This is a genomic window from Massilia brevitalea (genome assembly GCF_030711405.1).
Taxonomy (GTDB): Bacteria; Pseudomonadota; Gammaproteobacteria; order Burkholderiales; family Burkholderiaceae_D; genus Telluria; species Telluria brevitalea.
The window spans coordinates 113,749-139,988 of record NZ_JAULSI010000012.1 but is presented as its reverse complement, the minus strand read 5'-3'; the positions used below and the strand labels follow the sequence as shown (position 1 = coordinate 139,988).

The 26,240-nt window shown below is 65.5% G+C and carries 24 protein-coding genes and 1 tRNA gene; 10 read left to right on the top strand and 15 right to left on the bottom strand.

What is annotated here, in order from left to right; genetic code table 11:
- Positions 1–107: 107 nt before the first annotated feature.
- Both QWL29_RS10015 and QWL29_RS10010 read right to left on the bottom strand, forming a co-directional pair.
- Complete coding sequence (locus QWL29_RS10015) at positions 108–305, bottom strand: YbdD/YjiX family protein (protein WP_305822748.1); 198 nt, start codon at positions 303–305, stop codon at positions 108–110.
- A complete protein-coding gene (locus QWL29_RS10010; protein WP_305822736.1) occupies positions 305–2,380 on the bottom strand; it encodes a carbon starvation CstA family protein in 2,076 nt (691 codons plus the stop codon). Before QWL29_RS10010 ends, QWL29_RS10015 begins: the two co-directional genes overlap by 1 nt.
- Before the next feature lie 297 nt (positions 2,381–2,677).
- On the opposite strand from QWL29_RS10010, the gene QWL29_RS10005 reads away from it, so the two are divergent.
- The 3 genes from QWL29_RS10005 to QWL29_RS09995 all read left to right on the top strand — a co-directional run bounded on the left by QWL29_RS10005 (position 2,678) and on the right by QWL29_RS09995 (position 6,074).
- Positions 2,678–3,856: an HDOD domain-containing protein gene (locus tag QWL29_RS10005; RefSeq protein ID WP_305822735.1), complete on the top strand. Its 1,179-nt coding sequence runs from the start codon at positions 2,678–2,680 to the stop codon at positions 3,854–3,856.
- Positions 3,849–5,912, top strand: a complete 2,064-nt coding sequence (locus QWL29_RS10000; protein WP_305822734.1) for a putative bifunctional diguanylate cyclase/phosphodiesterase — start codon at positions 3,849–3,851, stop codon at positions 5,910–5,912. The genes QWL29_RS10005 and QWL29_RS10000 overlap by 8 nt, the downstream gene beginning before the upstream one ends.
- Before the next feature lie 72 nt (positions 5,913–5,984).
- Positions 5,985–6,074, top strand: a tRNA-Ser gene (locus QWL29_RS09995).
- Between the two features lie 118 nt (positions 6,075–6,192).
- On the opposite strand, the gene QWL29_RS09990 is transcribed toward QWL29_RS09995, so the two are convergent.
- Positions 6,193–7,929 carry a class I SAM-dependent methyltransferase gene (locus tag QWL29_RS09990; protein WP_305822733.1) on the bottom strand — a complete coding sequence of 579 codons (1,737 nt, stop codon included), beginning with the start codon at positions 7,927–7,929 and terminating at the stop codon, positions 6,193–6,195.
- Positions 7,930–8,265: 336 nt separating this feature from the next.
- Between QWL29_RS09990 and QWL29_RS09985 the strand changes: the two genes are divergently transcribed.
- The 3 genes from QWL29_RS09985 (at position 8,266) to QWL29_RS09975 (ending at position 11,744) form a co-directional block, all read left to right on the top strand.
- The gene (locus QWL29_RS09985; RefSeq protein WP_305822732.1) at positions 8,266–9,933 is read left to right on the top strand and encodes a sensor domain-containing diguanylate cyclase; all 1,668 of its coding nucleotides are present in this window, start codon (positions 8,266–8,268) and stop codon (positions 9,931–9,933) included.
- 131 nt (positions 9,934–10,064) lie between these two features.
- Positions 10,065–11,210, top strand: coding sequence for a porin (locus QWL29_RS09980; RefSeq protein ID WP_305822731.1), 1,146 nt, complete (start codon positions 10,065–10,067; stop codon positions 11,208–11,210).
- Positions 11,211–11,306: 96 nt separating this feature from the next.
- Entirely contained in the window at positions 11,307–11,744 is a 438-nt protein-coding gene (locus QWL29_RS09975) for a hypothetical protein (RefSeq protein WP_305822730.1), read from the top strand.
- Here QWL29_RS09975 and QWL29_RS09970 read toward each other — a convergent pair.
- Positions 11,703–12,740 carry an SDR family oxidoreductase gene (locus QWL29_RS09970; protein ID WP_305822729.1) on the bottom strand — a complete coding sequence of 346 codons (1,038 nt, stop codon included), beginning with the start codon at positions 12,738–12,740 and terminating at the stop codon, positions 11,703–11,705. The two genes, QWL29_RS09975 and QWL29_RS09970, sit on opposite strands and share 42 nt — an antisense overlap.
- A 320-nt stretch (positions 12,741–13,060) precedes the next feature.
- The gene (locus QWL29_RS09965) at positions 13,061–13,285 is read right to left on the bottom strand and encodes a hypothetical protein (RefSeq protein ID WP_305822728.1); all 225 of its coding nucleotides are present in this window, start codon (positions 13,283–13,285) and stop codon (positions 13,061–13,063) included.
- Positions 13,286–13,439: 154 nt separating this feature from the next.
- Here QWL29_RS09965 and QWL29_RS09960 point away from each other — a divergent pair, with 154 nt between their 5' ends.
- From QWL29_RS09960 to QWL29_RS09950, 3 genes are read left to right on the top strand one after another with little or no spacing between them, the layout of a single operon-like run.
- Positions 13,440–14,213 (top strand): phosphatase PAP2 family protein, encoded by a 774-nt coding sequence (locus tag QWL29_RS09960; protein ID WP_308635207.1) that lies wholly within the window; start codon positions 13,440–13,442, stop codon positions 14,211–14,213.
- 13 nt (positions 14,214–14,226) lie between these two features.
- Positions 14,227–15,063 (top strand): metallophosphoesterase family protein, encoded by an 837-nt coding sequence (locus tag QWL29_RS09955; protein ID WP_305822727.1) that lies wholly within the window; start codon positions 14,227–14,229, stop codon positions 15,061–15,063.
- A gap of 42 nt (positions 15,064–15,105) precedes the next feature.
- Positions 15,106–15,456, top strand: coding sequence for a translation initiation factor Sui1 (locus tag QWL29_RS09950; protein ID WP_305822726.1), 351 nt, complete (start codon positions 15,106–15,108; stop codon positions 15,454–15,456).
- A 20-nt stretch (positions 15,457–15,476) separates the two neighbouring features.
- Here the strand turns inward: QWL29_RS09950 and cls are convergent, their stop codons facing one another.
- The 7 genes from cls to QWL29_RS09915 all read right to left on the bottom strand — a co-directional run bounded on the left by cls (position 15,477) and on the right by QWL29_RS09915 (position 22,235).
- A complete protein-coding gene (gene cls, locus QWL29_RS09945; protein ID WP_305822725.1) occupies positions 15,477–16,865 on the bottom strand; it encodes a cardiolipin synthase in 1,389 nt (462 codons plus the stop codon).
- A complete protein-coding gene (locus QWL29_RS09940; RefSeq protein ID WP_305822724.1) occupies positions 16,862–18,997 on the bottom strand; it encodes a site-specific recombinase in 2,136 nt (711 codons plus the stop codon). Before QWL29_RS09940 ends, cls begins: the two co-directional genes overlap by 4 nt.
- A 166-nt stretch (positions 18,998–19,163) precedes the next feature.
- On the bottom strand, positions 19,164–19,622 hold the full coding sequence (locus tag QWL29_RS09935) for a hypothetical protein (RefSeq protein WP_305822723.1): 459 nt from the start codon (positions 19,620–19,622) through the stop codon (positions 19,164–19,166).
- A gap of 330 nt (positions 19,623–19,952) precedes the next feature.
- Positions 19,953–20,621 carry a YiaD family glycine zipper/OmpA-like lipoprotein gene (locus tag QWL29_RS09930; protein ID WP_305822722.1) on the bottom strand — a complete coding sequence of 223 codons (669 nt, stop codon included), beginning with the start codon at positions 20,619–20,621 and terminating at the stop codon, positions 19,953–19,955.
- 155 nt (positions 20,622–20,776) lie between these two features.
- A complete protein-coding gene (locus QWL29_RS09925; RefSeq protein ID WP_305822721.1) occupies positions 20,777–20,923 on the bottom strand; it encodes a lmo0937 family membrane protein in 147 nt (48 codons plus the stop codon).
- Between the two features lie 89 nt (positions 20,924–21,012).
- On the bottom strand, positions 21,013–21,285 hold the full coding sequence (locus QWL29_RS09920; protein ID WP_305822720.1) for a hypothetical protein: 273 nt from the start codon (positions 21,283–21,285) through the stop codon (positions 21,013–21,015).
- Between the two features lie 203 nt (positions 21,286–21,488).
- Positions 21,489–22,235 carry an outer membrane lipoprotein gene (locus QWL29_RS09915; protein WP_305822719.1) on the bottom strand — a complete coding sequence of 249 codons (747 nt, stop codon included), beginning with the start codon at positions 22,233–22,235 and terminating at the stop codon, positions 21,489–21,491.
- 234 nt (positions 22,236–22,469) lie between these two features.
- Here QWL29_RS09915 and QWL29_RS09910 point away from each other — a divergent pair, with 234 nt between their 5' ends.
- Positions 22,470–23,201 (top strand): Crp/Fnr family transcriptional regulator, encoded by a 732-nt coding sequence (locus QWL29_RS09910; RefSeq protein ID WP_305822746.1) that lies wholly within the window; start codon positions 22,470–22,472, stop codon positions 23,199–23,201.
- Positions 23,202–23,342: 141 nt separating this feature from the next.
- Here QWL29_RS09910 and QWL29_RS09905 read toward each other — a convergent pair whose 3' ends face one another.
- From QWL29_RS09905 to QWL29_RS09895, 3 genes are all read right to left on the bottom strand, one after another.
- The gene (locus QWL29_RS09905) at positions 23,343–23,564 is read right to left on the bottom strand and encodes a YMGG-like glycine zipper-containing protein (protein WP_290424628.1); all 222 of its coding nucleotides are present in this window, start codon (positions 23,562–23,564) and stop codon (positions 23,343–23,345) included.
- Positions 23,565–23,590: 26 nt separating this feature from the next.
- The gene (locus QWL29_RS09900) at positions 23,591–23,911 is read right to left on the bottom strand and encodes a BON domain-containing protein (RefSeq protein WP_305822718.1); all 321 of its coding nucleotides are present in this window, start codon (positions 23,909–23,911) and stop codon (positions 23,591–23,593) included.
- A gap of 123 nt (positions 23,912–24,034) precedes the next feature.
- Complete coding sequence (locus QWL29_RS09895) at positions 24,035–26,098, bottom strand: AsmA family protein (RefSeq protein ID WP_305822717.1); 2,064 nt, start codon at positions 26,096–26,098, stop codon at positions 24,035–24,037.
- Positions 26,099–26,240 lie beyond the last annotated feature (142 nt).

Genomic DNA, 26,240 nt, shown 5'->3' with positions numbered 1-26,240 from the left:
CAGGAGGGTGGAGTCCATCACATTAGGGTGGGTTCTCGAACCCACCATATAGAAAGCCCGTGCCATCACTGGCACGGGCTCCATTCAAGCGGCCACGAATGAGCGCCTCAGCAGCACCCCCCGCTGCGCCCCGACCCGTACCGCGCTTCCTGGCGCTCGCGGAAAAACTCCTCGTAGGTCATCGGCGTCTTGTCCGGATGCTCGCGCTCCATGTGCGCGAGGTAGGTGTCGTACTCGGGCAGGCCAACCATCAGGCGCATGCTTTGCCCGAGGTAGCGGCCGGCCTGGGCCAGGGTGCTGAACATCACTGCACCTGCGCGGTTGGTGCGGCCGGGTTGGCAATGAACGGCGATTCCTTCACCGTCGGGCTATTGCTGTTGCGCGCATGGATCACGGTCTTGATGCCATATACCAGCACCGCGATCACCACCACCATGAAGAAGCCGGCCAGGGTGGCGTCGACATAGTCGTTGAAGATGATGCGGCGCATCTCGGCGAGCGACTTGGCCGGGGCCAGCACTTCGCCGGCGTCGAGCGCGGCCTGGAACTTCTGGGCGTGGGCGACGAAGCCGACCTTCACGTTGTCGTCGAAGATCTTCTGCCAGCCGGCGGTCAGCGTGCAGATCAGCAGCCAGATGGTCGGCAGCACCGTCACCAGTGCGTACTGGCCACGCTTCATCTTGAACAGCACCACGGTGCCCAGCATCAGCGCGATACCGGCCAGCATCTGGTTGGCGATGCCGAACAGCGGCCACAGGGTGTTGATGCCGCCCAGCGGATCGACCACGCCCTGGTACAGGAAGTAGCCCCAGGCCGCCACGCACAGGCCGGTGGCCAGCAGGTTGGCCGGCAGCGACTCGGTGCGCTTCAGCGACGGCACAAAGGCGCCCAGCAAATCCTGCAGCATGAAGCGGCCGGCGCGGGTGCCCGCATCCACCGCGGTCAGGATGAACAGGGCCTCGAACAGGATCGCGAAGTGGTACCAGAAGGCCATCATGGCCTTGCCGCCGACCACGTTGGCCAGGATGTTGGCCATGCCCACGGCCAGCGTCGGGGCGCCGCCGGCACGCGAGATGATGGTGTGCTCGCCGACGTCCTTCGCCACTTGCGTGAGCGTTTCGGGCGTGATCACGAAGCCCCAGTTCGACACCGCCGCCGCCGCCGATTGCGCGGTGGTGCCGAGCACGGCTGCCGGCGCGTTCATGGCGAAGTAGATGCCCGGGTCGATGGTCGATGCAGCGACGAGGGCCATGATGGCGACGAAGGATTCCATCAGCATCGCGCCATAGCCGATGAAGCGGGCGTGGGTTTCGTTCTCGATCATCTTCGGCGTGGTGCCCGAGGAGATCAGCGCGTGGAAGCCGGACACGGCGCCGCAGGCGATGGTGATGAACAGGAAGGGGAACATGTTCCCGGACCAGACCGGGCCGGTGCCGTCGATGAAGCGGGTCACGGCCGGCATCTGCATGTGCGGGGCGACCACCACGATGCCGATGGCCAGGGCGACGATGGTGCCGATCTTCAGGAAGGTCGACAGGTAGTCGCGCGGCGCCAGCAGCAGCCAGACGGGAATGACCGAGGCCACGAAGCCGTAGCCGATCAGCATCCAGGTCAGCTCGACGCCGGTGAAGGTGAACATCGGGCCGAAGGTCGGCGAGTCGTGGACCCACTGGCCGCCGACGATGGCCAGCATCAGCAGCACGAAGCCGATCAGCGAGATCTCGCCGATGCGGCCGACGCGGATATAGCGCGAGTAGATACCCATGAACAGCGCGATCGGGATCGTCGCCATCACGGTGAAGGTGCCCCATGGGGAACCGGTCAGCGCCTTCACGACGATCAGGGCCAGCACCGCGAGGATGATGACCATGATCATGAAGGTGCCGAACAGGGCGATCACGCCCGGGATTTCGCCCATCTCGGATTTGATCAGATCGCCCAGCGAGCGGCCGTCGCGGCGCATCGACATGAACAGGACGATGAAGTCCTGCACCGCGCCGGCGAACACGACGCCGGCCAGGATCCACATCATGCCCGGCAGGTAACCCATCTGGGCTGCCAGCACCGGCCCCACGAGCGGCCCCGCGCCGGCAATGGCGGCAAAGTGGTGGCCAAACAACACGTACTTGTTGGTGGGGACGTAATCGAGACCGTCGTTGTATTTATAGGCGGGCGTCTGGCGGCGCGCGTCCAGCCCCATCACCTTGGTGGCGATGTACAGGCTGTAGAAACGGTAGGCGATGAGATAAACACAGACGGCAGCGGCGACCACCCACACGGCGTTGATCGACTCGCCGCGGCGCAGGGCCACATAAGCGAGCGCGAACGCGCCGAGGAGTGAGACCGCCAACCAGCCGAGCTTGTTTCCGAGGCTTTTCATGGTGGCTCCTTCAGTTTTTTATTCGTCAGGGTAGGGCGCGTCCAGCGTCCTGCCGCAAGCGGCAATACGGCCGCAGCATTGGTCGGCCAGTAGCCGACAGATGACAACGGCCGCCCCCGGCGTCCGATACCTATCTTGCACCATTATGCAAATGGCAAGCGCATGATTCTACTCCGCAGCTCAGCCGTATCCAGTTCGTATTATTACGTAGTCAATGTATCTCTGAGGAAACAAATATAGTTGCCATTAGCTAATCGCTCGTCTAATATGGCCCGATCACCCACTCAGAGGACGCCGATGGCCGCCTTGGACTTGACCCCGTTCCCGCTGGTGCAGATGCACCCGATCGCCAATGGGCGAAACGAGTGGGTGGCGCTGGGCCTGGACCTGCGTGCGCAATCCGGCAACGCCGACGCGCTGCCGCTGCTGTTCGGTTCTCCCGATTTGCTGGCGGCGATCGCGCCGCTCGACTGCGTGCTGCAGCTCGACGGCCCGGCCCAGCTGCCCCTACCCCTGCTGAAACAACTGCCGACGCAGCGCGTGGTGCTGGCCATCGCCGCCGCCTCCCTGGCCCAGGACGCGGCGCCGCGCCAGCTGGCCGCCTTGCAGGAAGAGGGCTACCGCATCCTGCTCGACGGCGCCTTGCCGCCGGGCGTGGCCCGTCCCGCCACCCTGCGCGCCGTGGCCCTCGACTGCGGCGCCGGCCTGCCGCCGCCCGGCCAGCTGCTGGCGCTGTTCGGCCCGCACCTGGCCTACGGCCTGCCGGACCAGCGCGCCATGCAGGCCTGCGAAAAGGCCGGCTTCGCCTGGTTCGCCGGCGCCTACCTGGAACGCTGCTGCCCGGCCGCTGGAAGCGGCGCCAGTGAACTGCCGACGCGCCGGCGCCTGCTGGGCCTCCTGGCCCTGCTCGCGCGCGACGCCGATTCGCGCGAACTCGAAACCCTGCTGAAGCAGGACCCGGTGCTGTCCTGGCACCTGCTCAAGCTGGTCAACTCGGCGGCGTTCGCACTCAACACCCAGATCACCGGCTTTGCCCAGGCGATCGCGCTGCTCGGGCGGCGCCAGCTGCAGCGCTGGCTGCAGCTGCTGCTGTATGCGCGCACCGACGCCGAAGGGCCGCTCAATCCCCTGCTGCCGCAGGCGGCGCTGCGCGCGGCGCGCCTCGAGGTGCTGTGCAAGATGGATGGCGGCGACCGCGACGAGCAGGACCTCGCCTTCATGACCGGCGCCTTTTCCCTGCTCGACCACCTGCTTGACATGCAGATGGCCGACATCGTCGGCGACCTGTGCCTGCCGTCCCACGTGGAAGCGGCGCTGCTGCAGCGCGAGGGCGTGCTCGGCGCGCGCCTGCGCCTGATGGAAGGCGGCGCGGCCCACGCCCAGGCGCTGGCCGCCGCCGGCGTCGATGCCGGCTCCTGGTGGCGCAGCCAGCTGCACGCCTATCACTGGGCGATCCAGGTGGGCCGCAATGTCTGAGCTGCTGGCGCTGCGCAGCCACGATTTCGCTGCCGCCGGCGCCGCCCTGGGCGAAGCCGTCATGCGCCTGCGCGGCGCGGCGCTGCACGAGGAACTGGGCCGCATCGCGCGCACCCTGCTGGCCAGCCCGCAGGGCAGCTTCACGGCCGCCGATCCGCTCGCCGCGCCGGCGCCACGCGCGGACGCCGGCGCGATGCCTGGCCTGCGGCAGGACATCCGCTTCGAGGGCCACCTCTTCGGCAGCGTCGAAGTCGCCGGGCGCCTCGACTACGATGCCGAGGACCGGCGCCAGCTGGCCAGCCTGGCGGCCCTGGCCGGCCCGCTGCTGCAGGTGCATTCGCTGGCCCAGCGCGCCACCCACGCCTATGCCCAGGTCGAGGCCCAGCTGGCGCACCAGTCGCAGATCCTCGACCAGATCCACGAGTCGGTGCTGACACTCGACCAGATGGGCTACATCACCAGCTGGAACGGCGGCGCCGCGCGCCTGTTCGGCTACACGGCGCTGGAAGCGGTGGGCCGCAACATCCTGTTCCTGTACGCCGACGAAGATGCCAGCGACAGCCAGCCGGACCTGTTCGCCGAGCAGGGCGGGCGCATGATGGAAGTGCGGCGCCGGAAAAAATCGGGCGAGATCTTCTGGGCCAGCCTGTCGCTGTCGCCGCTGCGCGACATGGAAGACCGCCCGGCCGGCCTGATCGCCTACCTCACCGACATCACCGAACGCAAGCTGGCCGAAGAGCGCCTGCACCACCTGGCCTACTACAACGAACTGACCAGCCTGCCGAACCGCACCCTGTTCACGCGCCTGGTCGACCAGGCCCTGATGGTGGCCCAGCGCAACGAGCTGTCGGGCTGCGTGCTGTTCATCGACCTGAACCGCTTCAAGCTGGTGAACGACACCCTGGGCCGGCGCATCGGCGACGAACTGCTGCGCCAGGTGGCCTGCCGCTTCCGCTCCGCCCTGCGCGAGGAAGACGTGGTGGCCCACCTGTCGGGCGACGAATTCGCGGTCGGCCTGTTCGACGTACGCCAGCATTTCGAGGCCACCACGGTGGCGCAGAAACTGCAGGCCGCGCTCGACGCGCCTTTCCTGATCGAAGGCCACGACCTGCGTGTGGGCGCCAGCGTCGGCATCAGCGTCTACCCGCAGGACGGCAGCGAGGCTGATACCCTGCTCGGCAAGGCCGACATCGCGATGGCGCGCGCGAAGGAGGGCCATGCGAATCCGGACCACAGCGTGGCCTTCTACAGCTTCGACATGAACAAGGGCATGCACGAGCGCATGCGCATCGAGTCGGGCCTGCGCCACGCGCTCGGGCACGGCGAACTGATGCTGGTCTACCAGCCGAAGTTCGAGATCGGCAGCGACCGCATCGTCGGCGCGGAAGCGCTGGTGCGGTGGGTGCACCCGGAGCGCGGCGTGGTGCCGCCGTCGGAATTCATTCCACTGGCCGAGACCACCGGCCTGATCGTGCAGGTGGGCGAATGGGTGCTGGAACAGGCCTGCGCCCAGGCGGCGCTGTGGCAGCGCTCCGGCATGCGGCCCTTCCGCCTGGCCGTGAACGTGTCGGCGCGCGAATTCACCGAATCGCTGCCGACCCGCGTGGCAGACACGCTGGCGCGCTACGCGCTCGCCCCCTGCTGGCTCGAACTCGAGATCACCGAGAGCACGCTGATGCACGACATCGACCGCGTGATCGGCATCATGGACCGCATCAACGCGCTCGGCGTGGCCTTGTCGCTGGACGATTTCGGCACCGGCTATTCGAGCCTGTCCTACCTGAAGCGCTTCCCGATCCACACGCTGAAGATCGACCGCTCGTTCACCACTGGCATCCCGAACGATGCCAGCGACTGCGCGATCGCCAGCACCATCATCAGCATCGGGCGCCAGCTCGGGCACCGGGTGATCGCGGAAGGAGTGGAGACGCCCGACCAGCTGGCCTTCCTCCGCGACAGCGGCTGCGACGAGGTGCAGGGGTATTTGTATGCGAAGCCGTTGCCGGCGGCGGGGTTCGAGCAGGGCTTGCGCGAGAACTGGCTGCTGGTGGGGTAGGCGGCTTTCCGTGGCCTGCGCCGCGGCACTGCCCGGGCCGCGATGAATTATGTATAATGCCGGTTCCCCAAAGGAAGCGTGGCCGAGTGGTTGAAGGCAGCAGTCTTGAAAACTGCCGACGGTGTGAGCCGTTCGTGAGTTCGAATCTCACCGCTTCCGCCAAGACAGTAAAGAAAAGCCCCACACGTTGGGGCTTTTTTTGTCTCCCCCTAGTGGAGAGCCGATAAATTGGTATTCAACGGCGACTGCTGGCTGATTGCATAAGCCGCTGCACCGTCAATCAGCCGAAGTCCGGAGCAAGTACCAGCTGCTCCTTGCGTGCCACCGGCTCCCATGGGCGCAAACCTTGATCCTTGGCCAGGCGAATGCGCTGTACCTTCATCGCATCGATCAGGTCCGCTGGAGAAGCGGCTGCTTCGAGCATCGGAAGGGTTTGCTCGGCTTCGAGGAAAAACTGGTGGCGTGCATCGGTCCCCGTCGACAGGAACGCATCTTCCCACCATGCGGCGATTCGCTCGCTGGCCTGTTCCAGGGCAGTGTGCGTGACCAGGCGGTTCGACTTTTCGTTGTTGATCCGTTTCGAGGCAGGCATCAAATTCCAGGCGTCCCCGCAGGGCCATGCGGCGAAGGGAAAACAATGATCGATGTCGTAGTCACTCTTCAGACGCTGGCCCGACCAGACGCAGTAAACAGACTTCCCTTGATGACGAAGCCGCTCGACTGCCGCGCGCGCGAACCTGGTGTCGCGCTCCGGGTCTGCCCATGCGAGTAAAGAATACGCGGTTTGACTGATGGTCGGGCCGAGCTGCCCCGCATAGGATTCCATCAGGCGCACCCATTCCGCAACGAGAACCGGTTCGACCCAAACGTTGTAATGGCGAAGCGCATCCCAGATGGGAAGAGGAACGTGGAATTCGCCAAAGCTCCACAGGAATGGATCATCGATCCGCAAGCGGCTCGGCGTCGACGTGCGGCGCTGGTGCTTGATGTGGAAGATGTTCTCATCGCTGGCTGGCCAGCGCAGGTACTTCACAGGCATTTCGCGGATCAGTCTTGATATCTCCCACAGGCTTGCGTGAAGGTGACGTGCGATGTCGTCATGGAAGTCCATGCCGGCACGGAGGTCAACCGGACGAAGGAGACGCAAGGCGGTGAAGTTATCTGTCACGAAGCCGGGGGCAGTGCCAGCCCGGTTAGGAGGCATCTGTGGAAGTCCGCCCTCAATGAGCGGCTTGTACATACGAAGCCAGAACAGCGCGACCAAGCCCATTGGCAGGACGACGGACTCCGCCTCATGCCGCGCTGCACCAGCGGCGGTATCGGCGATCCTGGCGAGGATGCGCAGCAGCGCGATCTTGTAGGTCGATGCCTTGCTGTCCGTGAGGATCAAGTGGCGCAGCAAGGGAAGTGCGCCCAGGCCATCGTCGGGTAGCCCGAGAACCGCAGTCGTCCACGAGATGCCTGGCCGGCCCAGCCTGTCAGCGCTGTCGTCGGTGCATACCACCCTCAGGCCGAACTGCCGGGCCATCGCCGTCAATTCCGGCAGCGTCACCTCGTACATGGCGCGACCGGTATCGGGTGGGCCGATGCGAAGGCTGATGGCGACGCGGCCATTTGGCGACAGCAAGGTCGCCAGCCTTCGCAGGGCGCGCTGACGTGCAGCGGGTGGAACGTGCATCCAGACCGCGGACAGCAGGATCAGCTCGAAGCGAAGGCCAAGCCGCCGTACCTGGGCGAGGTCTGGCAAGCTGTCGGCCACCCAGTGAATGCGTTGCGAAGGATGGCGCTGGCGTGCCAGCGTCCGCATCGCCTCCGAAGGCTCGACGGCGACGACTTCGTATTCTTTGGCTGCAAACCATGCGGCATCCCTTCCAGAACCGGCGCCGACGTCGAGAATTGTTGCGCCGGGCGGTGGCAGGAGGTCCAGAAGGACAGGGTGCACATGCTCAAAGGTCAGCGATTCATATTGGGAGACAACCTGCTCGGCGTTCTGATCGTAGTGAGGAATGGTCTGCACGTGAACTTCGGTATGTTTTGTCGACTCATCAATTGTATTTCGAAGGAGCTGCTGTAGGTCAATCGATCTGCAACCCGCACTGGCCCACCCGGGACATCACTTGCTTGGCTTCGGACTCATTTCGCTTACCAGAACGTTGCATATGAACAACAAACCCTCTATCTGGCGGCTAGTGTGACGGGCAGTCTGTCCTGAAAATGTAACAGCAATTTATTCCCTACTGGCAATAAGGCTATCATATTGGATTCTTCAAAGAATCAGGATGACGTGCTGACCCGATTTCTTACTCGTCCAAATCCCTCCGGTAAGCGGGCACCCCGCCTGGCCACGATCACCATGCTCGTCGTCAGCGCCGCCGTCGTCCTGACCATGCTGCTGCACCTGGCCCTGGTCAGCCACTTCGCCCACCAGCAGGCGCGCAAGGAAGCGCAGTTGCGCCTGCAGCAGCTGTCCTGGCAGATGCGCGATTCGCTGAACCGCGTCATCGGCAATGCCGTCGCCAACGTCAGGCTGCTCTCCGAACTGCCGCAGATCCGCTCGGTGCACGATGTCGACGCCACCCGCAACGCCCTCGAATCGCTGCAGCGCTCGGTGCCCGAGTACGCCTGGATCGGCGTGACCGATGCCAACGGGCGCCTGATGGCGTCCACCGGCCGCCTGCTGGAAGGCGCGCAGGTCGACGCCCGGCCCTGGTTCCAGGCCGGACGCAATGGCTTGCACGCTTCCGACTACCATCCTGCCGTAATGCTCGGCAAGCTCTTGCCGAAGTCATCCGATCCCTGGCGCTTCGTCGACGTGTCGGCGCCGCTGAAGAACGGCAAGGGCGAGTTTGTCGGCGTAGTGGGCGTGCACATGAGCTGGCAATGGGTGCGCAAGCGCGCCGCCGAGCTGCTGACGCCCGCCTTGCGCGAATACGGCGCCGAGGTGCTGGTGGTGCGCGACGACGGCATGGTCTTGCTGGGGCCGGAAAAGCTGGTCGAAACCCGCATCGATACGCCCAGCCTGCGCCTGGCGGCCAAGGGCGAGACCGGTTCCATGAGCGAAACCGGGCCCGGCGGCAAGGTGTATTTCACCGGCTACAGCCGCACCGGCGCCGACGGCGATCCGGCCTCTTTGCGCTGGTCGGTGCTGGTGCGCCACAGCGAGGATGCAGCCCTGGCCGGGGCACGCGTGCTGGAGCGGCGCATGATCTGGCTGAGCGTGCTGATGGCGGCGCTGCTGGCCGGCTCGGCGGTGCTGCTGGCGCGGCGCCTGACGCGGCCGATGGATGCGCTCAGCAATGCCATCGAACTGGCTGCCCACGAAACCGATGCCGGCCGCCCGGCGCCCGAGATCCCGGTGGTGGCCGGTTTCCACGAGGCGCAGGTCTTGTCGCAGGCGATGCGCGAACTGGTGCGCAGCGAGGAAGCCCACCGCCAGGCGCTGGAAACCATGAACCTGCAGCTCGAATCGACGGTGGCGCTGCGCACCGCCGAGCTGCAGGCCCTGCTGCTGCGCGATGTGCTGACCGGCTTGCCGAACCGGCGCGCGCTGATGGAAACCCTGCCGGATGCGATGGAGCGCTCGGCGCGCAGCGGCAAGCCCTGCGCCTTGCTGTTCCTCGACATGGACGGCTTCAAGGCCGTCAACGATACCCATGGGCACGAGGAGGGCGACGAGCTTCTGCGCCAGTTCGGGTCGCGCATTGCCGAGGCGGTGCGGCGCACCGATACCGTGGCGCGCCTGGCGGGCGACGAATTCGTGGTCATCCTCGAGAACCTGGCCCATCTCGGCGACGCCGAGGACAAGGCGCAAAGCCTGCTCGCTTCGCTGCGCCAGCCGTATGTGCTGAAGAATGCCACCGTCAGCGTGGGCGCCAGCGTCGGCGTGGCCCTGCACTTGCCGGGCGACGCGGCAGACCTGGAAGCCTGGCTGGCACGCGCCGACCAGGCCATGTACGTGGCCAAGCGCGGCGGCAAGAATGCAGTGGCGCTGGGGCCGCCGGCGCAGCGGACGGCAGCATAGTTGCTGCCAAGAATCACCGTGGGAATGTGCCTACAAAAAGACGAGCCATTCCGGTGGGCAGTATGTGAGCTTTTTGACAGATGAACCCGCTTGGAGAGGCGTAAGGTAGAGGCGTAGAGAGGAATACGCCGATGCTCAAGTCGCTTGTCACATTTGTCATGCTGGGAGGAAGTGCCGCCGCTGCCTGCGCACAGGATGCGGGCGCACGCGGGATCACGACCTATGGCGTGCTTGACGCCGGCCTGGTCGGCGAGGGCGGCTGCACGAACGGCTGCGCAACGCGCGTCGGCAGCGGCGTGGCATCGGCCTCGCGCATCGGCATCCAGGGCAGCGAGGCGGTTGGCGAGAATACGACCGCCATCTTCGGGTTCGAAACCGAACTGCGGCTCGACACCGGCCGCGCCGCGAACAACCACGAGACCGGCCGCACGCTCGACCACGAACAGGCCCGCAATCCGGGCAACGACGTCGCCCGCGAACGCCTGGAGCACCAGGCCTGGGTTGGTCTGTCGGGCGAATTCGGCGCCATTACCATTGGCCGCCAGTACAACCTGGAATACCGCGCCCTGGCCGACGTCGCCGATCCCTTCAAGGGCGGTACCGCCGGCAGCGCGACCAACCTGATCGGCGGCCCACGCCGCACCGACAATACCGTCCAGTACTACAAGACCCTGCCGAACGGCTTTTCGGCCGGCGCATCCTGGGCCGCGCGCGACCTCGACACCTCGCCGGCCGGGCGCGCCTGGGGCATGACGGTGGGCCTGAGCAGCGGTCCATTGACCGTGCGCGCGGCGCACCGCAACCAGGGCGCGGTCAAGGCCCAGCTCAACTACAAAACCAGCAACGAGATGACGTCGAAGAATTCGCTGCTGGCGGCCAACCTGCGTCTCGGCTGGGGCACCGCCTATGCGGCCTACAGCATGAGCCGCGGTATTTCCAACTCGCCGCTCTTCAATCCCGACAATCCGTATGCCGCCGGCCTGGCGCGCACGCCGTCGAACAGCAGCCGCGACGTGCTGTTCGGGATGGCGGTGCCGGTCGACCGTTCCTTCACCCTGCTGGCGTCGTATATCCGCAAGGACGACCGCGACCTGGCCAACCAGGACGCCAACCAGGCTGCCTTCGGCGCCAGCTATGCGCTGTCGCGCCGTACCGATTTCTACGTCGCGTACTCGCACATCCGCAACCGCAACGGCGCAGGCTATACGGTCGGCAACGCCAGCGCGCCGGGCAGCGGCAACAAGGCCTTCAATATCGGCATGCGCCACGCGTTCTAGCAGTATTTATCGTCAGGCCGATGCCATGCGCTGCGACGCGCAGGCAGGAAACTCTGTAGCCTGACACCATCCGCCCACTACCTATTTGGAGGCAATATGACTGGAGCCAGCACCCTCGATCCGGACAACTTCCCGGAAGCACCCGACCGCAGCCTTGGCAAGGGCCACGGTACCGACGCCCTCGGGCCGAGCGATATTTCCGATACCGGCAGCGATGTCGTCGGCGGCCCCGGCTTTGCCGGCAACCTCGACGACGACCAATTGATCCACCTCGACGAAGGCACGACCTCGGACCTCGAGCACAGCCACGCCGGCGACACGGCCGGCCCCGACATCGGCGACGCCGATTTCTCGGGCGACACCGACATGGGCGGCACCGGCGAACGCGCCGCCGCCGGCCGCGACACGGTGGCCAGGGATGGCGCCGATATCGATACCGACCGTATCGAATCCATCCCCGACCTGCCGCTCACGGAAGACGATACCGACTTCCTAGCGAGCCAGCCGCCGCGAGATCCCGCGGGCCGCGAATAAGGCTCCGAACAGGGCGCCGCCGGCCAGCAGGGCGGTGGTGACCGGTTTCGAACGCAGCGCCAGCGCCGTGTAGGCCGAGCTTTCGGCCACATGGCGCTCGGTCATTCCCTGGCGCTCGCGCAAGGCCTGGGTTGGATCGGGCGCATGCAGGGCGTCGGTGCGGCCGGGCTGCTTGTCGTATTTCGACTTCTGCTGCTTGAACATCGAGGCGTTCATGTACTTGTCTAGCAGGCGCGGCATGTGGGCACTTCCTGCGGACACCAGCTTCGAGGCGCCGCCAACGAAAATGTCGCGCTTCGGATGCTGGGCGCAGTACAGGATGGCCTTGGCCACGATCTCCGGGGCGTATACGGGCGCCGGCAGCACTGCTTCCTTTTCCATGTAATTCTTCGCGTGCAGCGCGAACATGGTATCGATCGCGGCCGGCCTGACCAGCGTTACCGAGATCGGCGCTTCTTCCTTTTCCAGTTCCATGCGCAAGGCGTCGGTGAAGCCCTTTACCGCGTGTTTCGAGGCCGAATACATGCCCTGCAACGGGGCGGCACGGTCCGAGACTTCGCTGCCGAGGTTGATGAGGGCGCCGCCGCCGTGCGCCTTCATGCGCTTGACTGCTTCCAGCGAGCCGTTGACCACGCCCCAGAAATTAGTCTGGAACACGCGGATGTGGTCTTCCAGCGCCACTTCTTCCAGGCGCCCGAAGGTGCCGACGCCGGCGTTGTTGACCCAGGTATCGATGCGGCCGAAGCGCTCCATGGCGGTGGCGCCGATGCGCTCGACGTCATTCGCGTTGCCGACGTCGGCGGCGACGGTGGCCACCTGGCAGCCCTGGCGCCGCAGTTCGCTGGCCAGCTGGTCGAGGGCGTCGCCATTGCGCGAGGCCAGCACCAGCTTGGCGCCCTGTTCGGCAGCCATGCGCGCGGTCGTGAGGCCGATGCCGCTGCTGGCGCCGGTAATCACGATCACCTGCTCATTGATCTTGCGAAGTTTTGCTGACATGAGGTGTTCCTTTCCTGTCGGTGGGGACGAAAAAAACGCAGGCTGCAGGATTGCGCGATTGCGCACAGACGGCGGCGCCGCGTTATCGAACTATCACAGTCGTGATCATGCCGTGTATTTCAAGGCATTTTTTGATGGGCTGGCGCGCCGTAGGCTTGCGGCACGTCGGCGCGTGGAGGGACGGAAAGGAAGAGACAGTTGTGCGCGACAGCCGCGCATTCGCTGTTAGCATCGAGACAAGGCTGTGCGCCGGGAGCAAGCCCAGCCGGCACGGATTGGCGCGCGCCGGTCGGGGCGGGAGGAAGCTGGTGGGGTCCGTCTTAATGCGAAACCTGGTGCGCCTTCGAGAGAATCAGCAGCCAGCGGCCGAACAACAACATCTCGACATGGCCCGCTTCGATGCCGGTATCGCATTCGATGACCGGGTTGACCGGGTAGAAGCGCTTGCGGAAGTCACGCGTGACGGTGAGCTCGCGGCGGCCAAAGCGCATCATGAAAGGAGCAGGAGCGTGTTCCAGGCCGAAGGAGTTATTCAGAGTGGTCATTGACGTTTCCCTATCGTTTTGTTGTGTTGGTCAAGTGAGTACAGAATAGCATAACCACTGTATAAATCTACAGGTACTGTACAAACAACCAGTAAAATTTTTTGATTGTGGTTTTTTTGCCATGCATCCCCATTTGATGTCGATGGACAAATCCTTGACTGCCCGGCTACACCGTTTTGCGCGCGCACGCTTCTCGCCCGAAGAAGAATTCGGCCTGCACCTGACCGTCGGCGTGCTGGTGCTGCTGCTGGCCATGGCCGGCTTTGCGCGCATTGCCGGGGCGGTGGTGGCGGGGGCGCCCATCACCCAGCTCGACGTCGACCTGGCGAACTGGCTGCATGCCCACGCCCACGGCAACAACGCGTTGCGCTCGGCGCTGATGGTGCTGACCCAGCTGCACAGCACCCCCGGCATGCTGGCGCTGACCGGCCTGGCCGGCTGGTGGTTGTATCGCCGCGGCGCGCGCCACTGGATGCTCACCATCCTGGTGACGGTGCCGGGCGGCATGATCCTGAACGTGCTCATGAAGCACACCTTCGAGCGTGCGCGGCCGCATTTCGAGGAACCCATCCTCACCCTCACCACCTACAGTTTCCCGAGCGGCCATACGGTGGCCGCGACCCTGCTTTACGGCTTCCTGGCCTGCTACCTGGTGCGCCATGCCCGTTCCTGGCAGGCGCGCGCCGGCTGGGTGCTGCTGGCCTGCGCCATGGTGCTGCTGGTGGCCGGCTCGCGCCTGTACCTGGGCGCCCATTACCTGAGCGACGTGCTGGCGGCCATGGCCGAAGGCTGCGCCTGGCTATCGGTGTGCGTCACCGGCGTCGCCACGCTGCGCCGGCGCCAGGCCGCGCAGGCTGCCCGTGCCGCCGGGGCCGCCAATGCGGCCGATCCACGACGCGCTTCCATCAACCCGAGCGGAAAAAACTGAGCGAGAAACCCTGATGCGTACACTTGTCCACTTGTCCGACCTGCATTTTGGCCGCGTCGACCCGGCCCTGCTGGAACCGCTGCGCAAGCTGGTCCACGAGCTCGCCCCCGACGTGGTCGTGGTGTCCGGCGACCTGACCCAGCGCGCCCGCAGCGAGGAATTCGAGGAGGCCAAGGCTTTCCTCGACACCCTGCCGGGCCCGCAGATCGTGGTGCCGGGGAACCACGACATTTCCCTGTACAACGTGTTCCGGCGCTTCGCCAAGCCGCTCGACCGCTATAAACGCTACATCACCGACGATTTGTGCCCGGTGTTCCTCGACGACGAGATCGCCGTGGTCGGCGTGAACACGGCGCGCTCGCTGACCATCAAGGATGGCCGCGTCAACAAGGAGCAGGTCACGCGCATCCACGAGCGCCTGGGCGGGCTGCCGCCGCACATCACGCGCATCGTGGTCACCCACCATCCCTTCGACCTGCCCGAAACCTTCGAGGAACGCGACCTGGTGAACCGCGCGCCGATGGCGATGGAAGTCTTCGCCCAGTGCGGCGTCGACGTGCTGCTGGCCGGCCACATGCACGTCAGCCACGCCGCCAGCACCGCCACCCGCTACCAGATCGACGCCTACGCGGCGCTGGTGGTGCAGGCCGGCACCGCCACCTCGACCCGGGGACGCGGCGAGACCAATTCCTTCAACGTGCTGCGGGTGGAGCCGGAGCGGGTCGAGGTCGACCGCTATGGCTGGGACGTGGTGAACGGCGGCTACCGCGTGGTGCTTACCGAGAAGTTCGTGCGCGGCGGGAACGTGTGGGCGCCGGCCAGCGAAGGCATGCTGGCGGCCGGCATCTAGCTGCTACACTCGCGGGTTTTCACACACGCGTTTTCCTCCAGCATGAAGCACAGCTCAAACAGCGGCCTGGTCTATTCCACCGAAAGCGGCCGCATGTGCCCCGTTTGCCGCCAGCCGCTGGCCGGCTGCCAGTGCAAGGCCGGCGCTGCGATCCTGGGCGACGGGGTGGTGCGCGTGTCGCGCCAGAAAAAGGGCGGCAAGACCGTCACCCTGGTCAAGGGCCTGGCCCTGGACGCCGCCGCGCTCGCCGGGCTGGGCAAGGCCTTGCGTACGGCCTGCGGCGCCGGCGGCACCGTCAAGGACGGCGTGATCGAAGTGCAGGGCGACCATTGCGACGCAGTGATGGCGACGCTCACCGGGCAGGGCCACCGCCCGAAGCGCGCCGGCGGCTGACCGCCGGCGCGCGCTGGCGTTCAGATCCAGTATTCGGTCAGGCGCGAGGCCCATTCCTTGATGCGGTCCGACCAGGGGCGGTCGCGCCATTGTTCCAGCGTGACTTCCTTCGAGGAGCGCAAGTCTTCGTTGAAGGCCGCTTCCATGTCGCGCCCGAAGGCAGGGTCGATCACGACCACATTCAGCTCATAGTTGTGGATGAAGCTGCGGCGGTCGATATTCGCCGAGCCGATGGTCGACCAGGCGCCGTCCACCACCACCGTTTTTGCGTGCAGCACCGCCACCTGCAGCTGGAAGATCTTGACGCCGCCTGCCAGCAATTGTTCGTAGAAGGCTCGGCCGGCCTGCATCACCAGGCCATGGTCGGACACGCCCGGCAGCACCAGTTTCACGTCCACGCCGCGCTTGGCCGCGGCGATCAGGGCATCGACGATCTGCTGGTCCGGCACGAAATAGGCGGAGGTCACGTGCACCGATTTCTTGGCTTCGTTGATCGCCACCATCAGCGACTTGTAGATTTCCGAATGGCTGCCCGGCTCGGTGGCCAGCACGCGCAGGAACTTGTCGCCGGCCGGGGACAGGCGCGGGAAGTACTCGGCAGGCAGCAGTTCGCCGGCTTCCTGGCGCACCCAGTTGTTCACGAAGGCATATTGCAGCGTGGCGACGGCCGGGCCGTCGATGCGGATATGGGTGTCGCGCCAGCCGACCTTGTCCTTGTCCACCTTGTCGCTTTTGCGGCCCGAGCGGAACAGCGAGCTGTTGGCATAGTCGGCGCTGATGTTGATGCCGCCCGTAAAACCAACGCTGCCGTCGACCACCAGGATCTTGCGGTGGTCGCGGTTGTTGATCGACCAGTTGCCCTTGGCCTTGGCCGGGTTGATCGGATTAAAGGCCAGCATGTTGACGCCGGCGGCGCGCATGTTGTCGAAAAAGGCTTGCGGCGTGCCGACCGTGCCGACGCTGTCGTACATCACGTTCACCACCACGCCCTGGCGCCGCTTTTCCATCAGCAGTTCGGCGAACTGCAGGCCGATCGGGTCCTGGTCGAATATATAGGTTTCCAGGTTGATCGACGTTTTCGCCGCACGCACCGCCTCGATCATGGCGCGCAGGGTGGCCGGGCCATCGAACAGCAACTGCACGTTGTTGCCGGCGATCAGCGGCACGCCGGTGGCCTGCTCCTCGAGCACGGCCAGCGACTTCAGGTCGGGCGTGGCGTTCGCCCAGCGCCGCGTCAGCAGCTTCGACGACTGCGCCTGGCTCAGCGTGCCCTTGGCCGTGGCCACCTTCGGCACTGCCTTGGCCGGCGTTTCCGGCAGGTGCTCGGCGTTCGGCAGGGTCTTGCAGGAGGCGACCACGCCCAGGAAGGCGAGCGCGGCAATCCACATCGTCGTGCGGTGCTTGTTCATTTGTGGTGTCCTTGGTTGATCCCGGACGGGACGTCGACCATGTCGATATCCCTCGGGCCCATGAAGAAGTCGAGCGGCGCGTGCAGGAAGCGCCGGCCAAGTGCGCGCATCAGGAGGATGCTGCGCGTGAAGCGGATATTTCGTGCGCGCAGCGCCACCCACAGCGCCAGGTTGAAGCTGACCAGCAGGTTCACCGCGCCGATCAGGGCCACGCCGGCGGTGGCGTTCGCGATCATCTGCCAGCTCATCTGGTAGTCGAGCGCGACCAGGGCGGTGGCGAAGTTCGCGGTCGAGAAGGTCACGTGGCGGATGTCGAGCGGCAGCCCGAGCAGGAAGCCGACGGTGCCGGTGGTGCCGAGCAAAATGCCGAAAAAGAAATTACCCATCAGGCCGCCCAGGTTGTCCTCGACGTACCCGGACAGGCGGGCGCGGCGCTCCTTGCCCAGCAGCCAGCCGAGCCAGCGTAACTGGCGCACGCGCTGGCCCATGCGCGTGTACAGGGCCTTGTTGTCGTAATAGCCGGAAATCAAACCGGCCACGAACAGCCAGACGCCGGCAATCGCGGCATAGAACAGGGCTGGCGTATGGAAGGGATCGATGTCGTGCAGCAGGTGATGCGCCTTGTCGACATTCACCAGGTGGTGGCCCATCATCTGCTGGAAGGCGATCGCGATCATCAGCGCCGTCGGGAAGGCGACCACGACGTTGCCGAGCACCGAGACGATCTGGGTGCGGAACACCTTGTTCACCAGCTCGGCCATGCTGTCGAAGTCGATGCCGCGCCCGTCGCGGCTGTGCAGGCCGGCGGCGATGCGCTGGGCCGTCATCGCCGGCTGCTTGGTGGCGATCGTCCAGTGCAGCATGTGCACCAGCATGAAGCCGAGCGAATAGTTCATGCTGAACAAAAAGGACTCGACCAGGGGCGCGGCGCGCAGGTAGCCGAGCAGGATCTTGAACATCGCCATGAAGCCGACGATGAAACCGGCCCCGGCCGAGGCGCCGAACATGCCGCGCAGGCCGGCGCGGCTTTCGGCGATGTAGTGCTCGCCGGTGCGGCTGGCGTTCTCGGTGACATTCCGGGCCAGCAGGTGGATGTTCTCGCGGAACAGGCCGCCTACCTGGTACTTGGTGTTGTGCGCCTCGATCAGTTCCTGGGCCAGGGCCAGGGCGGCGGCGCGCCGTTCGCTCACAGGCGGCGGCGCCGGTTGCGCGACTGTCGCCGGCAGCATGGTGCCGCTGTAGCCCGGGCTGTCGGGCGCTTCGAGCGCGATCGGGGCGGTCACGGTCGGCGGCTCGGCGGCCACGCTGGTGTCGACCAAAAACAGCAGCTTGCGCAGCCGCGCAATGCTCTGGGTAATCGCCACCAGCACGTAGGTGAGCGCCACGCTGGTGCCGACCGATAGCGAATTGCGGCGGATCTTGGCCACCACCTCGTCGCACTGGTCCAGCATCACCAGCAGATGGCGCGGATCGTCGGGGCGCTCCATCACACCGTCGAGATGGCGCGCGTAGGCATCCAGGTACTGGTTGACCTCGATGTTCTGCATCAGGAAGGGCGAATCGAAATCCTCGATCTGGCTATAGCTGTGCACCAGCAGCGGCTCCAGGCCCAGTGCGCAGATACGGCAGGACAGGGTGCGGATCGCGTCCAGGATGCCGGTCAGCGTGACGTAGCGCGCGCGGTCGGCTTTCGCATCCTGCGGCGGCGGCGCACAGGCGACCACGTCGAACAGGGCCAGCCAGTCGGCGTCGGGCACGGCGCGGATCCATGCGTGGTCGTCCTCGGCGTACAGCACGCCGGCCAGGGCGTCGGACAGGTAGATGTCGTCGAGCGCGGGCGGCAGCACGCGGTAGGCGATGCGGCGCTTGAGTTCGGTGAAGAAACCATCGTTCGAGAGGATGCCGACGTCGCTGTACAGGCTGGTATGGCGGCGCTTCTCGAGCAGGGTGACGAGGTAGCTGCGCAGGGCCCAGGCCTGTTGCGGGTTGCCCTTCAGAAGCTGCGTCAGCGTACGCACATTGGCGCGCGCCTGTCCGCCGTCGCGCCGCCGCGGACGCAGGCTGCAGACCAGTTCGACCAGCAGGTCGATGCGGTCGCTGTGCGGGTCGATGCGTTCGAGAATGGCGAGCATAAGTAATCCGGTTTTTGTCAAAGAGAGTGTACGCGCTGAGGCCGCCCGCGATTGGTACGGCAACGTACACACAGAGGATGATGGCGAGAAAGAGTGCAGTCGGCTACGGGGTAGCCGGGCGGGCACTATACCCGATCGTGGCGACCGGCGTGGACGACGGGCGGTTTCAGGTAAACGCGAGCAGCAGGGTGGTGAACAGGAAAGCGCCGGCCCAGCAGGCGCCGCCCAGCACGACGGCCAGGCCGAGCGCGCCGTTCCAGCCGCGCCGCGCATAGCGGCGGCCATACTGCCGGCGCACCGCGATCCACTGCGGCCAGGCCGCGCCAAGCAGCCACAACAGCAGCCAGGCCAGGGCCAGCCAGGCCATCAGCGGCGAGTCGCCGTTCAGGCGGCGGTTGATGGCGCCGGCCAGCAGCTGCAGGGCCAGCATGGCCAGGCTGGCGGCCAGCCAGAGGCGGGCGCGCTGCGCCGCCTGCGGCTGCCCGAGGGCACGCCAGTTGTGCATCAGCAGCCAGGAACCGAAGGCCGGCGTGAACACCAGGCTCCAGACGACCACGACGGAAGGGCGCCACAGGGCGGCGGCTGGTGCGGCATCGGAATAAAGGGCGGGGCGGGTGTCGCGCATGATGCCGATAGGAAATGTTGCCTTATTGAAGCAACACTATGGCGTGCGTGGCCGGGGACAGGCTTGCGCAGTATCGAAGCGGCCATGAAAAAACCGCCCGGCTGTGACACCGGGCGAGTACCTGGAGCCAAGCTTCGATCAGACGTCGACTAAGAGCGGTAGCCGGCGGTCAGGCTGAAATAAGAACCCATGTCGTTGTGCAGTTGTGGGTCGAAGCCTCCGCTCTGGACGTCCATACAAAAAGGCCCTGAGCATAAGCACGGCTTACGCTCAGGGCCTTTATTTACCTAAGCTGATCGGTAAGGGGCTGAGGAAATCAGCCCTGCGTCATCAACCCTGTCCCGGTTCGGCGACGAAGATCTCGACGCGGCGGTTGCGGGCACGGCCGGAGGCGTCGCCATTGTTGGCGATCGGTTCGCGGTCGGCGCGGCCTTCGATGGTGATGCGGCTCGGGTTCACGCCGCGGCCAGCCAGGTAGTCGCGCGTGCGCGAAGCGCGGTCGACCGACAACGGCTGGTTGATCGACACGCTGCCGGTATTGTCGGTGTGGCCGATGATGACGACATTCGTGTTCGGATTTTCCTGCAGCGTGCTGGCGAAGCGTTGCAGGATGGGCTGGAAGTTCGACTTGATGTTGGAGCGGCCCGTGTCGAACGAGATGTCGCTCGGAATTTCCAGTTTCAGGCGGTTATCCGAAGTCTGCGACACCTGCACGCCGGTGCCTTGCGTGGCCTGTTCCATGGCCTGCTTCTGCTGCTCCATGCGCTTCGACCAGATGTTGCCGATCACGGCGCCGGCAGCGCCGCCGAGGACGGCGCCCTTGGTGGCGCGGCTGCCGCCGCCGCCGCCGGTGGTGCCGCCGATGATGGCGCCGAGGGCCGCACCGGCGCCGGCGCCGGTGGCGGTGCCGCGCTGGGTGGCGCTCATGTCGGCGCAGCCGCTGACGCCGAGTGCGAGGATGGTCGCTGCAATGGCGGATTTAGTCAGGTTGGTAGTCATATCGCTCTCCTTGAATAAAAAAATCCGTTTCGTAGGCGCACCCCTGCGGGCACGTCCGCGAAACGGATTGGTCACACAAACCTACTGTGGCGCATGCGATTGCCGATGCAATCGCGGGCGGCAGGGCGACGCAAGGCGTCATTCGTGCGCTGCGCCTATATGCCTCGTCCGCTGATCAGGCGCACCAGGATCATGATCACGGCAACGACCAGCAGGATATGGATGAAGCCGCCGATGGTGTACGAAGTAACCAGGCCGAGCAGCCAGAGGACAACCAGGACAATCGCAATAGTGTAGAGCATGATGAGTCTCCTCAGACATTAGCGCCGTGAGTGGCGCGGTGAGTCCAGTATGCGGCGGGCTGCTCAGCACGACCGTTCGATGGCCCACATTATGCGCGAGATTTTTGTTCTTTTTGCATCCCGCGGTTTTGCAGGCCAGTCCTTTGCAGTCCTGCGCCTTGCAGTCCTGGAATCCAGCCCATGAAACCGAGCAGGCCGACCACGCCGATCAGGCAGGTCAGCAAGCCGCCCGCCACCAGCAGCGTCACGTCGTGCGGCGCCACCGCATGGCCATGGGGCAGCGGCGGACCTGCGGAAACCAGGCCGAAGCCCGTTATCACCAATCCCCAAACGATGATGCCGATCCACGCGAGGCTATTCATGGTATTCCCCTTTCCGATGGTTGGTGTGCAGGACCTGGCGAAGCAAGTGCCTGGCGTCGGCTGGTATTAGTTTTCAGCGCAGAAACATTCTCGTGCTAGCTCAGCAGTAATTCCGTGCGTTGGCGCACATTGCACTGGAGAAAAAATCAAGGCCGGGCATCCTGGGGGATGACCGGCCTCGAAAAGGGGAGGGTTGAGCTGGATCAGGCGGCGCGCAGGCGTCCTTTGACGATGCGCACGCGGTCGCCGCTGCGCCATTGTGGCTGGCTGCTCTGGTGGAAGGTGCGCAGGGTGCCGTCGTCCAGGCGCACCTGGATTTCGTAGCTGGTGCTGGCCTTCATGTTGCCTTCGACCTGGTTGCCGACCACGGCGCCGCCGATGGCGCCGGCGACGGTGGCCAGCTGGCGGCCATGGCCGCCGCCGATCTGGTTGCCGAGCAGGCCGCCGACCACCGCGCCGCCGGCAGCGCCGAGGCCGCTGCCCTGGGCGCGCTGCTTGATGGCGCGCACCGATTCGATGTTGCCGCAGTTGCCGCACCACTTGGGCGTCTCGGCGGCGGCGATCTGGACCGGCTCCTTCTCGATTTTCGGATGCGAGACCGGCGCGGGGGCAGGGGCCGGCGCATAGCCCTGGGCCAGCTGCTGGGCGGGATAGCCAGGAGCGGCCGGCGCCGGCGCAGTCGCCGGACTCACGGCGCCCTGGACGGCGAGCGGATCGGCGCCTGCGGCCGGCAGGGCCGGCGCATCCTGGCTTGCCGGCGGCAGCGTGGCGGCCAGTGCGGCGCGGTCGGCTTCGCTCAGTTGGCGGCCTGAATTGCCGCCGATCGAAGACGGTATCCAGCCCATGATGGCGGCGGTGCCGACCAGGCAGAACAGGACGACGGCTAGCGCCGCGATCAGGAGGAGCGGGTGGTGCTGGGCGCGCGCCGGGGGAGTGGGAATATTGTTCATGGCTTGTTCTCGACAAATTGCAGGTCCGCATGTACGGCCCGCGTCGGCCAGGCAGCGCGCCCGGTCGACGCTGCTGATTGTCCTCAGGAACAACAAGGTATTCCGTGCGTCACCGAACATACTTCCTGCTATGGGAGGCTTTACTCTGATCGAAATTGTTTGCAAATGTATCCGCTGCCCGTGCCCCAGCCTTCGACCGAAGGCGGGACGCGTGCGGCCCACTACGAGGGTCCGATGAATTTTGCCGCTTCCCACGACGTCGCCGAGCACAACGCCAATTTGTTGCTGGCCGCGCTCCCGCCGCAGGAGTTGGCCCAGGTATTGCCCATGCTCGACCAGGTAAAGGTCGAGGCGGGCGAAGTATTGTCCGAGGCCGGCGAGCCTTTCCACCACATTTACTTTCCCCACGATTGCCTGATCTCGCTGCTCGGCGTGGCCGGCGGGCGCCTCACGCTCGAAGTCGGCCTGGTCGGGCGCGAGGGCATGCTGGGCGCCACCGTCGCCCTTGGCCACCAGACGGCGCAGGTGCGCGCGGTGGTGCAGCGCCCGGGCAGCGCCAGCCGCATGGCGAGTAGCGACTTTCGCGCCGAGTTTGCGCGCAATCCGGCGCTCCAGCGCGTGCTCTACCGCTACACCGACAACCTGCTGGCGCAGGCGATCCAGATCGCCGTCTGCAGCCGCTTCCACGTGTTGGAGGCGCGCCTGGCGCGCTCGCTGCTGATCACGCGCGACCGCCTGCAATCCGACAAATTCCATCTCACGCACGAGTTCCTCGCGCATGCCCTCGGCGTGCGCCGGGTCGGCGTGACCAAGGCGGCCAGCGCCCTGCAGCAGCAGGGCTTGATCATCTACAGCCGCGGCAACATCGAGATCCTCGATCCAGTCGGGCTGGCCGCGGCGGCCTGCACCTGCTACGAGGTCGTCAAGGATGCCGCAGCCGGGGCGGTGTCGAGCGCCTTCGTTTGAAGCGTATGCGGCTGGGTGGGCGCCCACCCTGCGCCTGCTCCCTTGTCCGCATATACGCCAACAACGACTCCACAAACAACAACGGCTCCATAAACAACAACGCCCCGCAAGCGGGGCGTTTTGGCATCGGCTGAAAACGATTTAGTTCGTTTTGCCGGTCTGGTTGCCGATCACGCCGCCGACCGCTGCGCCGCCCACGGTGCCGACAGCCGAGCCACCGGTCAGGACGCCGCCGACCACTGCACCGGCGCCGGCGCCGATGGCGGTGTTCTTGTCTTGCTGCGACATGCCGGCGCAGCCGGTCAGGCCCAGGGCCAGGGTTGCGATGGTTGCGCTCACTGCCAGTTGTTTGATGGTTTTCATGATGATCTCCTTGGGTGGGTTGCTATCTACTTCAGGCGCAGGTCGTTGTGTACCGACTTTACGCCCTTCACGGTGCGCGCAACCGACGCTGCGGTTGCCACATTCTCTGCCGAGCTGACGAAACCGCTCAGCCTGACGATGCCTTGGCGGGTGGCGACATCGATGTCCGCTGCGCGCAGCTCCGGCGCCTTGCCGATCGCTGCCTGGACGCCGGTCGTGATCGTCGCATCGTCCACGGCCCGAAGCTCGGTTCTACCCGGCACGTTGCCGGATGAAGCACAGCCGCCGGCCATGCATCCGAAGCCCAGGGCCGCGAGCAAGGCCACGGCCGGTTTCCAGTACGTCATGCAGTTTCCTCGAATGCCGCTGTTCACTTCGGCGATGGGCCCAGAATAGGGCAACGCACAAATGCAGTCTGTTCGACAACACACACTGTGGCTGGCCCTGCTTTGCGTTTTACATTTTTTACATTATTTCTTCGTCTTGCCGGGCGGCGGCGCAGTTGGCTTGGCGTTCGCCAGGGCCACCAGCCTGGCGCAGTCGCTGTCCTGGCCGGGGCCGGTATTGATCAGCGGGAGCAGGGCCGCCACCGGCGCCGCGATGGTTGCCAGCGCCGCCGCGCCGCCCGCCATCAGGGCCAGCGTCTTCTTGTCGACCGACACGTCGGGATCGCTGAAGGTGCCGCGCACGTACAGCGGGGCGCGCAGCGTGAACAGGCGCAGGGCCTTGGTCTCGGGTTTTACGGTCAGGTCCATGCCTTCGTTGGCCAGGTTGACGTTGCCGCTGACGTTGATGATCGCTTCCTTGGTATCGACCACGAACACCTGCGACTGCATCACGCCTTTCTTGACGTCGAAGTCGGCCGCCAGGCAATTCAGTTCCACCGGCTTGTCGCCGAACAGCTTGGTGAGCACCATGTTGCCCACGTTCAGGCCGGCCATTTCGAGCAGCATCTTGCTGATCGTGCCTTGATTCACCAGCGCCTTGACCTCGCCGTTCGAGGTGCCGAGCAGGGCCGCGACCGAGGTGCCGGTGGCCGACAATTGCGCGTCGCCATTCACCTGTCCCACCGTGGCCTGCATCTGCTCGATGGTCGGGAACAGCTGCTTGATCTGGATGTGGCGCGCCGACACCTTGGCCGTGGCCGCGATGGTGTTGCCGGCCTTGCCGCTGCCATCCAAACGGATGGTCGAGCGCAGGGTGCCGCCGGCCACGCCGAAGTCGAGCGGCGCCAGGGTGATGACGCCGTCCTTCATGATCAGGTGGGCCGAGAGCTTGCTGATCGGCAGGGTCTTCTCGCGGACAATCTTGTCCGCTGCATACTTCACGTCGGCGTCCATGGCTTTCCAGCGCTCGGTGCGGAACTCTTCCACCGGCAACACCTTGCCGCCCGGCTGCACCGCTTCCACGCCGCGCGCCTTTTTACTCGCGTTCGAGTCGGCGCCGACCAGCGGACCGAGATCCTCGAACACCAGCTTGTTCGACGCCACGTTGCCCGACAGCTTGCCGCGCGGCTTGCCGCCCTCGTAGACCAGCTTGCCGTGGATGTCGCTGCTGCCGACCTTGCCCTTGAAGTCCTCGTAGGTCCAGCGGCCATATTCACGATCGAGCTCGCCGCGCAGGCGGCCCGAGGTCGAGAAGGCCGGGGTTTCCGGCAGCGTGATGCCGGTAAAGTTATACAGGCGCGCCATGCTGCGCCCAGCCAGCGTCAGTTGCAAATCGACCGCCTTCAGCTTGGCCGGCGACGTAACCGTGCCTTCGACCGCGATGCGGCTGGGGCCGCTGCGCATGTCGGCCTGGACCGGGTAGGGCACGTTCTGGTCCTTCAGCGACAGCACCTGTCCCACCTTGCCGCCGCCCGTGACCGGCGCGCCGTTGTAGCTGCCGCCGACCTCGAAGGCAACGCCGTATTTCGGGTCGTTGGCCAGGGTGCGCACGTGGGCCGTGACGTTCGCCTTGGTGACGGCGTCGACGAAGCTCACCACGCCGTCGGTCAGGACCACGCGCTCGAGATCGAGCTTCCACTTCGATTCCTTTTCCTCTTTCTTGTAGGCCCAGTTGTAGTGGCTGGCGTCGGTGCGCACCAGGTCCACGCGCGGCGAGTCGAAGCGCAGCACCGGGATGCCGATGGTGTGGTGCAGCAGGCCGAGCGGGTTCAGCGAGAACGAGAACTGCTTCACCGCCGCCATGTCGGCCTGCTTCATGTGGGAAGGATTGCCGACGCGGACGTCGTTGGCGATCAGGTGCGGCCAGGGAATCCAGTCGCGCAGGTTGCGGTCGCCCGGCGCCATCTTGCGCGCAGGGATTTCCCATTCGACGTTCAAATTACCGCGAATCGCAAACGGCCGTTCGATGGCCTCGCTGACCTTGGCGTTCAACCAGGGGCGGGCCTTGTTCCAATCAAAGGTCAGGATGAAAATGACGGCGATGACCGGTATTGCAATCAGGATGCCGATTGCGCTGAGGATGATTTTCTTGCGGCGGCCGTTGTGGGGCTTGACGGCGCCATGCTGTGGTGTAGTGGTGTCGGGCATGACGATCCTTCGCTGGGTGTCAGTGTTGAAGCCAGCTTAGCGCAAAGACAAGGGTCATCAATGTGCGGTGTCGCACGCTGAAAATGGATGAGCAGCGCGATGTGTGGTCAATGTGCGCTAGCGAACCGAACTCGTTCGATAA

Excerpts from the sequence above, each read along its gene's own strand:
- QWL29_RS10010 (WP_305822736.1), bottom strand. The coding sequence starts at position 2,380 with ATGAAAAGCCTCGGAAACAAGCTCGGCTGGTTGGCGGTCTCACTCCTC.
- QWL29_RS09980 (WP_305822731.1), top strand. The coding sequence starts at position 10,065 with ATGCTCAAGTCGCTTGTCACATTTGTCATGCTGGGAGGAAGTGCCGCC.
- QWL29_RS09895 (WP_305822717.1), bottom strand. The coding sequence starts at position 26,098 with ATGCCCGACACCACTACACCACAGCATGGCGCCGTCAAGCCCCACAAC.
- cls (WP_305822725.1), bottom strand. The coding sequence starts at position 16,865 with ATGAACAAGCACCGCACGACGATGTGGATTGCCGCGCTCGCCTTCCTG.
- QWL29_RS09920 (WP_305822720.1), bottom strand. The coding sequence starts at position 21,285 with ATGAATAGCCTCGCGTGGATCGGCATCATCGTTTGGGGATTGGTGATA.
- QWL29_RS09935 (WP_305822723.1), bottom strand. The coding sequence starts at position 19,622 with ATGCGCGACACCCGCCCCGCCCTTTATTCCGATGCCGCACCAGCCGCC.
- QWL29_RS10000 (WP_305822734.1), top strand. The coding sequence starts at position 3,849 with ATGTCTGAGCTGCTGGCGCTGCGCAGCCACGATTTCGCTGCCGCCGGC.
- QWL29_RS09925 (WP_305822721.1), bottom strand. The coding sequence starts at position 20,923 with ATGCTCTACACTATTGCGATTGTCCTGGTTGTCCTCTGGCTGCTCGGC.
- QWL29_RS09930 (WP_305822722.1), bottom strand. The coding sequence starts at position 20,621 with ATGACTACCAACCTGACTAAATCCGCCATTGCAGCGACCATCCTCGCA.
- QWL29_RS09910 (WP_305822746.1), top strand. The coding sequence starts at position 22,470 with ATGAATTTTGCCGCTTCCCACGACGTCGCCGAGCACAACGCCAATTTG.
- QWL29_RS09970 (WP_305822729.1), bottom strand. The coding sequence starts at position 12,740 with ATGTCAGCAAAACTTCGCAAGATCAATGAGCAGGTGATCGTGATTACC.
- QWL29_RS09905 (WP_290424628.1), bottom strand. The coding sequence starts at position 23,564 with ATGAAAACCATCAAACAACTGGCAGTGAGCGCAACCATCGCAACCCTG.
- QWL29_RS09915 (WP_305822719.1), bottom strand. The coding sequence starts at position 22,235 with ATGAACAATATTCCCACTCCCCCGGCGCGCGCCCAGCACCACCCGCTC.
- QWL29_RS10005 (WP_305822735.1), top strand. The coding sequence starts at position 2,678 with ATGGCCGCCTTGGACTTGACCCCGTTCCCGCTGGTGCAGATGCACCCG.
- QWL29_RS09965 (WP_305822728.1), bottom strand. The coding sequence starts at position 13,285 with ATGACCACTCTGAATAACTCCTTCGGCCTGGAACACGCTCCTGCTCCT.
- QWL29_RS09975 (WP_305822730.1), top strand. The coding sequence starts at position 11,307 with ATGACTGGAGCCAGCACCCTCGATCCGGACAACTTCCCGGAAGCACCC.
- QWL29_RS09940 (WP_305822724.1), bottom strand. The coding sequence starts at position 18,997 with ATGCTCGCCATTCTCGAACGCATCGACCCGCACAGCGACCGCATCGAC.
- QWL29_RS09985 (WP_305822732.1), top strand. The coding sequence starts at position 8,266 with ATGCTCGTCGTCAGCGCCGCCGTCGTCCTGACCATGCTGCTGCACCTG.
- QWL29_RS09950 (WP_305822726.1), top strand. The coding sequence starts at position 15,106 with ATGAAGCACAGCTCAAACAGCGGCCTGGTCTATTCCACCGAAAGCGGC.
- QWL29_RS09900 (WP_305822718.1), bottom strand. The coding sequence starts at position 23,911 with ATGACGTACTGGAAACCGGCCGTGGCCTTGCTCGCGGCCCTGGGCTTC.
- QWL29_RS10015 (WP_305822748.1), bottom strand. The coding sequence starts at position 305 with ATGTTCAGCACCCTGGCCCAGGCCGGCCGCTACCTCGGGCAAAGCATG.
- QWL29_RS09955 (WP_305822727.1), top strand. The coding sequence starts at position 14,227 with ATGCGTACACTTGTCCACTTGTCCGACCTGCATTTTGGCCGCGTCGAC.